This is a genomic window from Methylobacterium indicum, assembly GCF_001043895.1.
GTDB classification, from domain to species: domain Bacteria; phylum Pseudomonadota; class Alphaproteobacteria; order Rhizobiales; family Beijerinckiaceae; genus Methylobacterium; species Methylobacterium indicum.
This window is the reverse complement of the sequence record NZ_JTHF01000247.1, coordinates 1-7,052: the sequence shown is the minus strand read 5'-3', so window position 1 is coordinate 7,052 and position 7,052 is coordinate 1. Positions and strand designations below refer to the sequence as shown.

General features: G+C 73.2%; 8 protein-coding genes. 4 read left to right on the top strand and 4 right to left on the bottom strand.

What is annotated here, in order from left to right:
• Both QR78_RS25665 and QR78_RS25660 read right to left on the bottom strand, forming a co-directional pair.
• The coding region (locus tag QR78_RS25665) for a protein-disulfide reductase DsbD domain-containing protein (RefSeq protein WP_048430433.1) at positions 1 to 832 on the bottom strand (832 nt) is incomplete at its 3' end.
• Positions 833 to 904: 72 nt separating this feature from the next.
• Positions 905 to 1,825 carry a LysR family transcriptional regulator gene (locus QR78_RS25660; RefSeq protein WP_048430432.1) on the bottom strand — a complete coding sequence of 307 codons (921 nt, stop codon included), beginning with the start codon at positions 1,823 to 1,825 and terminating at the stop codon, positions 905 to 907.
• Between the two features lie 103 nt (positions 1,826 to 1,928).
• Between QR78_RS25660 and QR78_RS25655 the strand changes: the two genes are divergently transcribed.
• Positions 1,929 to 3,074: a DSD1 family PLP-dependent enzyme gene (locus QR78_RS25655; protein WP_048430431.1), complete on the top strand. Its 1,146-nt coding sequence runs from the start codon at positions 1,929 to 1,931 to the stop codon at positions 3,072 to 3,074.
• Positions 3,075 to 3,082: 8 nt separating this feature from the next.
• Positions 3,083 to 3,475 (top strand): RidA family protein, encoded by a 393-nt coding sequence (locus tag QR78_RS25650; RefSeq protein ID WP_048430430.1) that lies wholly within the window; start codon positions 3,083 to 3,085, stop codon positions 3,473 to 3,475.
• Between the two features lie 18 nt (positions 3,476 to 3,493).
• Here the strand turns inward: QR78_RS25650 and QR78_RS25645 are convergent, their stop codons facing one another.
• Together QR78_RS25645 and QR78_RS25640 are read right to left on the bottom strand one after the other, a co-directional pair.
• Positions 3,494 to 4,867: a Gfo/Idh/MocA family protein gene (locus tag QR78_RS25645; protein ID WP_082171671.1), complete on the bottom strand. Its 1,374-nt coding sequence runs from the start codon at positions 4,865 to 4,867 to the stop codon at positions 3,494 to 3,496.
• A 173-nt stretch (positions 4,868 to 5,040) separates the two neighbouring features.
• Positions 5,041 to 5,250 carry a hypothetical protein gene (locus tag QR78_RS25640; RefSeq protein WP_048430429.1) on the bottom strand — a complete coding sequence of 70 codons (210 nt, stop codon included), beginning with the start codon at positions 5,248 to 5,250 and terminating at the stop codon, positions 5,041 to 5,043.
• Positions 5,251 to 5,402: 152 nt separating this feature from the next.
• Between QR78_RS25640 and QR78_RS25635 the strand changes: the two genes are divergently transcribed.
• Both QR78_RS25635 and QR78_RS25630 read left to right on the top strand, forming a co-directional pair.
• Positions 5,403 to 6,614 carry a putative DNA modification/repair radical SAM protein gene (locus QR78_RS25635; protein ID WP_048430428.1) on the top strand — a complete coding sequence of 404 codons (1,212 nt, stop codon included), beginning with the start codon at positions 5,403 to 5,405 and terminating at the stop codon, positions 6,612 to 6,614.
• The coding region (locus QR78_RS25630; RefSeq protein WP_048430427.1) for a DUF4130 domain-containing protein at positions 6,614 to 7,052 on the top strand (439 nt) is incomplete at its 3' end. The genes QR78_RS25635 and QR78_RS25630, both read left to right, overlap by 1 nt.

Sequence of the window (7,052 nt, the reverse complement as noted above, 5' to 3'; positions counted from 1 at the left end):
GGCGGACCGGGCCGGAGGCGGTCTCCTCGGTCAGGGTCAGCACGCCGTCGGCGCGGGGCGCCGGGGCGTCGGGGGCGGCCTGGCTGCTGCGCTGCAGCCGCAGGTGCAGGCCCGCCGCGTCGCTGGTCGCGACCTGCGGGGCGGCATGCTCCAGGGCGGTCTCGGAATAGGGGAAGAACGCGATGTCGCGCGCCCGGAGGCCGGGCGCGTCGAGGGTCAGGACCGGGTTCGCGCCGCCCTCGCTCATCCGCACCGGCCAGGGTGCCGGCACCGGCACCTTTTCCCGGGCCTGCGCGAACAGCTCCGCGGTACGGGGATCGGGCCGCGGGCTGGTGCCGGCGGGGGCGACCGGCAGGCCGAGCGACAGATTCGCCTCGCCGGGCACGCATTCGCGCTCGCAGACGAGGTAGGAGACCTTGGCCTTGAGGCTCACCGGCCCCGGCCCGAGGGTCTCGGGCGCCGTCAGCGGCACCGTGAGCAGCACCTCGCCCTCGTAGCCGAAATTCATCAGGTCGCCGACCGGGATCCGCTCCGGCGCCGGCCATTCCACCGCCCCGGCGGCAAACCCCGCCGGCAGGGTCCAGGCGATCTCCGGCGGCAGGCCGGAATCGCCCGGGTTGCGCCAATAGACGTGCCAGCCCGGCTTCATCGTGAGGCGCACCCCGGCGGTGAGGGGGGAGCCGGGGGCGACCGCGCCCTCCTGGGTCACCAGCTCGGCCCGGACGAGATCGGCGTATTTCGAGCGTCCCGTGACCTGCGCCTGCGCCCCGGCGGACCCGAGGACGAGGCAGGATGCGAGAAGGGCGAGGAGGGCGAGGGGACGGGCGGGCATGGTCTCCGGGTTACCCGGACTCCGTGGCGCTGGCGAGGCCGGCCCGCATCGCGTTCGCGTGAAGCCTGCGGCTCACCCCGCGGGCTCGCGCCAGGGGGCCGGGTCGAGGGCGGCGGCGAGCGCGTCGAGGAAGCGGCGGGGGCGGGCGGCGCGGGCGCGGGGGCGGGCGCCGATGAGCGCCACGACGGGCGCCTCCGGCGCCGCGAAATCCTGCAGGAGCCGGACGAGGCGGCCCGCCCGCAGGTCGTCGGCGACGTCCCATTCCGAGCGCAGGATGACGCCCCGCCCGGCGAGCGCCCAGCCGCGCACCACCTCGCCGTCGTTGCTGGCGAGGCGCGGTTCGATCCGTACCCGCGCCTCGCGCCCGTCGCGGGCGAAGCGCCACAGGGTCACGTCCTCGTCGTTCTCGCGCAGCGCGATGCAGGCATGCCGGCGCAGGTCGTCGGGCACGGACGGCTCCCCCCGGGCGGCGAGGTAGGCCGGAGCCGCGCAGACGATTCGGGCGTTGGGGGCGAGCCGCCGGGCGATCAGCCCGGGGGCCGCCCCGGCGATCTCCCCGACATGCACCGCGAGGTCGAAGGTGCCCTCCGGCACGCCGCCGAGGCGGTCGGACAGGGTGAGGTCGATCGCGACCTCGGGATGCGCCGCCTGGAACGCCGCCGCGACCGGGGCGACGTGGCGGCGCCCGAAGCCCAGCGGCGCCACGACCCGCAGGTGACCCACCACCTGCCCGCGCCGGGCGGCCAAAGCCTCGTCGAGTTCGCCGAGCGCGTCGAGGATGGCGCGGCCGCGCTCGGCGAGCAATTCGCCCTCGCCGGTGAGCGCGAGGTGGCGCCCGGCGCGATCGACGAGATGCGTGCCGAGCCGCTCCTCGAGGGCGCGCAGGCGCTGCGTCACCGCGGGCGGCGACACGTCGAGGGCCCGCGACGCGGCGGCGAGGGAGGGCGCCTCGGCCACGGCGAGGAAGAAGCGGAGGTCGTCGGTCGCGAGCATTAAGTCTGCTCTTAATGCAGAAGGCAGGCGGCGTTAATGGCGCTCCCCGGCGCGTCGTGGTTCCTGTCGTCACCCCGGACGACACGAGAGCGACCCACGCACCATGGCCGAACCGACCCCGCTCCACGCCCTCGACACGCCCTGCCTGCTCCTCGACAAGGCGATCCTGCGCGGCAACGTCGCGCGGATGCGAGCACACCTGGACGGGCTCGGCGTGACCCTGCGCCCGCATCTCAAGACCGCCAAGTCCCTCGACGTCGCCCGCCTCGCCATGGCGTCGCCGACGGGTCCCGCCATCGTCTCGACCCTGCGCGAGGCCGAGTATTTCGCGGCGGGCGGGGTGCGCGACATGATCTACGGGGTCGGCATCGCTCCGGCGAAGCTTCCCCGGGTCGCGGCGATCCGGGCCGGCGGCACCGACCTCGCGGTCATCCTCGACAGCCTCGACCAGGCCGAGGCGGTGGCGGCCCATGCCCGCGCGAGCGGCGATGCGCTCCCGGTGCTGATCGAGGTCGATGCCGACGGCCACCGTTCCGGCGTCGCGCCGGGCGACCGCGACACCCTGGTGGCGATCGGCCGGACGCTCACCGGCAGCGGCGCCGCATTGCGCGGCGTGATGCTGCATGCCGGCGACAGCTACGCCCTGTCGGACCCCGACGCCCTGGCGGCGGCGGCCGAGGACGAGCGCGTCGCCGCCGTGACGGCGGCCGAGATCCTGCGGGCGGCGGGCCTGCCCTGTCCGGTGGTGAGCGTCGGCTCGACACCGACGGCGCGGTTCGCCCGCGACCTCACCGGCATCACCGAGGTCCGGGCCGGCGTGTTCATGTTCGGCGACCTGTTTCAGGCCGGAATCGGCGCGGTCGCGGTGGCGGACATCGCCGTCTCGGTGCTCGCCACCGTGATCGGCCACCAGCGGGCGAAGGGCTGGATCATCGTCGATGCCGGCTGGATGGCGCTCTCGCGCGACCGCGGGACGGCGCGCCAGGCCGTCGACCAGGGCTACGGCCTCGTCTGCGACCCCGCCGGCCGGCCCTATCCCGACCTCGTGGTGCGCGACGCCAACCAGGAGCACGGCATCGTGGCGGTCCGTACGGGCTCGGGAGCCGACCTGCCGGACCTTCCGATCGGCGCGCAGGTGCGCATCCTGCCCAACCACGCCTGCGCCACCGGCGCGCAGCACGACCGCTACCACGTCCTCGATGCGGATCACCGCGTCGCGGCCGTCTGGCCCCGCATCAACGGCTGGTAGGAGCCCCCATGACTGATCCGATCACCCGCCTCGCCACCCGGGACGCCGCGGCACCCGCCGGGCACTACTCGCAAGGAGTGGCCTGGGGCGACCTCGTCTTCGTGTCGGGCCAGCTCGGCGCCCGGCCGGACGGCAGCCACACGGCCGACCAGCCCTTCGAGGTCCAGGCGCGCCAGGCGCTCGCGAGCCTCCTCGCGATCCTGGCCGAGGCGGGCAGCGGGCCGGAGCGCATCCTCCGGGTGACCGCCTACGTCGTCGGCGTCGCGCACTGGCCGGAGTTCAACCGGATCTACGCCGAGGTGATGGGCGGGGCGAAGCCGGCCCGCACGGTGGTGCCGGTGCCCGAACTCCACCACGGCTACCTCGTGGAGGTCGAGGCGATCGCCGTACGGGGCGGATGAGGCCGCGCCGCGGCCTCCTCAATCCGCCTCTTCCGGCTCCGGCCCGCGGGTCGGGTCGAGGCCCTTGGCGTCCTGCTCCCTTGCCTGATCCCTTGCCTGCTCCCTGGCCTTCTCCTTGTCGGTCAGGCTCGGGCGCCGCTCCGGGCCCTTGAGCGCCACGGTCTGGCCGGTGCGGGCGGCCTCGTAGATCGCCTCCATCAGGATCTGGTCCTGCAGCCCCTCCTCGCCCGGGGTGCGGGGGGTGCGGTTCTCCAGGATGCAGGTCGCCATGTGGTCGATCTCGAGGGCGAACTGGTTCTTCGCCCCGAGCACCCGCTCCTCCCGGGCCTCGGCCTTGCCCTCGCGGTGGCTGAGGAACAGCCTCTGGCCCTGATACGCGAAGGCGTTCTGGAGCGCGATCGCGCCGCCCTCGGCCTGCACGGTCAGCGAGCGGGTCTCGTGCGCGCCGTAGCTGGTGGAGCAGAGCGCCAGCGCGCCGGAGGGGAAGCGCAGGGTGAAGGCCACCGTCTCCTCGACCTCGCGGTAGAGCGGATCGTCCGGCGAGTGGATCTGCGCCTGGACCGCGACCGGTTCCTCGCCCATCAGCGCCCGTACGCCGTTGAGGCAATAGAGCCCGATATCCGGCAGCGACCCGCCGCCGGCCAGCGCCTTCTTCAGGCGCCACTGCTCGGGCAGGCTCATGGTCTGGGTGTTGGTCGCCTCGATCAGACGGACCTTGCCGTACTTGGCGCTGCGCACGAGGCGCACGACCTCGCGGTTGTAGGGCTCGTACTGGCAGCGATAGGCGATCATCAGCTTCACCTTCGCGGCCGCGCAGGCCTCGATCATCGCCCGCGCCTCGCCCGACGAGACCGCCATCGGCTTCTCGCACAGGACGTGCTTGCCGGCGCCCGCCGCGGCGATCACCTGGTCGCGGTGGAGCGCGTTCGGGGTGACGATGTAGACGGCCTTCACCTCCGGGTTGCGGGCGAGCGCGTCCCAGCCGTCGTAGCCGTGGACCGCCTCCGGCTTGATGCCGTACTGCGCCGCCACCGCCTTGGCCTTGTCGGGTGAACCCGACATCAGCGCGACGGGCCTGGCCTTGCGGCACTCGCCGAAGGCCGGAAGGATTTCTTCGAGCGACAGCCGGCCGAGGCCCACGATCGCGAACCCGACCCGCTCGGCCGGCGGCAGCGGCGCGGCGGGGGGCGGAGCAGGGCGGTCGGAGGGGCCGCGCCAGTTCGGAAAGCTCACCCGGCCGTTCTCGACCTTGCCGGTATCGACCGGCCGCTCTGGGCCGGGCAGACCCTGGCCCGACGCACCTTGGGCCGACGCCGTCCCGAGGCCGACCAGTGTGGCACCCCCGGCCATCATCAGGCTGCGGCGCGAGAGGGCGGTGACATCGTCCGGCATCGGGCAACCATCCGTGGCGGTTTTGGGAGCCTGCGCAACGTGCCGGGGGTGGTGGGGTTCCGCCCGGCACGGGAGGCGAGCGATCCGCGTCCGCCCGGTCCGACGGAGGCCCGGACGCAGAGAAGCCGGCCTCGAAGGCCGGCTTCCTGGAACGATCAGCGACGGCGGAAGGCTCACTCGCCCGCCATCATCTCCGGCGAGAAGTGGCCGCACCAATCCTGGGACGAGACCACCGGCCACAGGCCGTGGCCCTGCGGGTCCGGCTGGCTCACCGGCGGATTGAAGCGGCACAGGCCCTCCTCGCCCTGCGGGGCGCCGGCATTGAGCTTGTGGTCGTCGAAGTAGCGGCAGCTGCGGCAGTTCGCGGACGGGTTCGTCGCCATGCGGCATCTCCTCGTGAATTAGAAACGCTCCAATCAGCGGGACAACGGCGGGGCAGGCAGGGGGTTCCGGGCGTCTCGGATGCGGCTTTCGACCACGGGGTTCGGCGCGCTTCCGCCTTGAACGAAACAGGAACGAGGGCCAGGTTGCGGGGATGGACGACGCCCTGAAGAAGAAGCTCACCATCCTCGCCGACGCGGCGAAGTACGATGCCTCCTGCGCCTCGTCGGGAGCGCCGAAGCGCAAGGCCGAGGCCGGCGGGCTCGGCTCGACCACCGGGGCGGGCATCTGCCACGCCTACACGCCGGACGGGCGCTGCGTCTCGCTGCTCAAGATCCTGCTCACCAATTACTGCCTGTTCGACTGCGCCTATTGCGTCAACCGGCGCTCCTCGAACGTCCGCCGGGCCAAGTTCTCGGTCGACGAGGTGGTGACGCTGACGGTCGAGTTCTACAAGCGCAACTACATCGAGGGGCTGTTTCTCTCCTCCGGCATCATCCGCTCGCCCGATCACACGATGGAGCAGCTGATCCGGGTGGCCAAGACCCTGCGCCAGCGCCACGGCTTTCGCGGCTATATCCACCTGAAGACCATCCCGGAGGCGAGCCCGTGGCTGATCGAGCAGGCCGGGCTCTATGCCGACCGGCTGTCGATCAACCTCGAACTGCCGACCGAGGCGAGCCTGGAGCGGCTGGCGCCGGAGAAGGACGGCGCCGCGATCCAGACCGCGATGGGCCAGATGGGCGAGCGCATCCTGCAGGCCAAGGAGGAGAAGCGCCGCTTCGCGCCGGCCGGGCAGTCGACGCAGGTGATCGTCGGCGCCGATGCCAGCACCGACGAATCGTTGATCCGCACCAGCGCCCGGCTCTACGACCATTACGGATTGAAGCGGATCTACTACTCGGCCTTCAGCCCGATCCCCGACGCCGCCTCGATCCTGCCGAGCCAATCCCCGCCGCTCCAGCGCGAGCATCGGCTGTACCAGGCCGACTGGCTGATGCGGTACTACGAGTTCTCGCCCGACGACGTGGCGGGGGCGACGGAATCCGGGATGCTCGCCCTCGACGTCGACCCCAAGCTCGCCTGGGCCCTGCGCAACCGCGACCGCTTCCCCGTCGACGTCAACAAGGCCGACCGGGAGATGCTGCTGCGGGTGCCGGGGCTCGGCGTCCGGGCGGTGGACAAGATCGTGACGGCGCGCCGCCACGCGAGCTTACGGCTCGACGACGTGGCGCGCCTGACCTCCGGCCTCAAGCGCGCCCGGCCGTTCCTCGTCGCCGCCGACTACGCACCGACCCGGCTCACCGACCGGCTCGACCTGCGCGCCCGCCTCGCCGAGCCGCCGCGCCAGCTGAGCCTGTTCTGATGGAGGCTCGCACCGTTCAAGCCCGTACGATCCGGCTCGCACCCGGCGCCGATCTCGACGGGTTCCGGGCGGCGGTCCGGCGGCTCGTCCCGGCGGGCGTCCCGCCGGAGGCGGTGACCTGGGTCGAGGGCGAGGCCCCGTCGCTGTTTCCCGACGCGATGCCGGAGGCGGCGCCGGGCCCTGCGCTCGCCCTGCCGCGGGCGGTGGCCGGCCTCGTCGCCTCGGTCGTGATGCACCGCGATCCCGAGCGCTACGGCCTGCTCCACCGGCTGATCCGGCGCGTCGCCGACGGCGAGCGCCACCTCGCCGAGGTGGCGAGCGACCCCCTGGTCCACCGCCTGCACCTGATGCGCAAGGCGGTGGGGCGCGACCTGCACAAGATGCACGCCTTCCTGCGCTTCCGCCGCGCCGGGGCGGGGCGGAAGCGCAGGAAGGCGT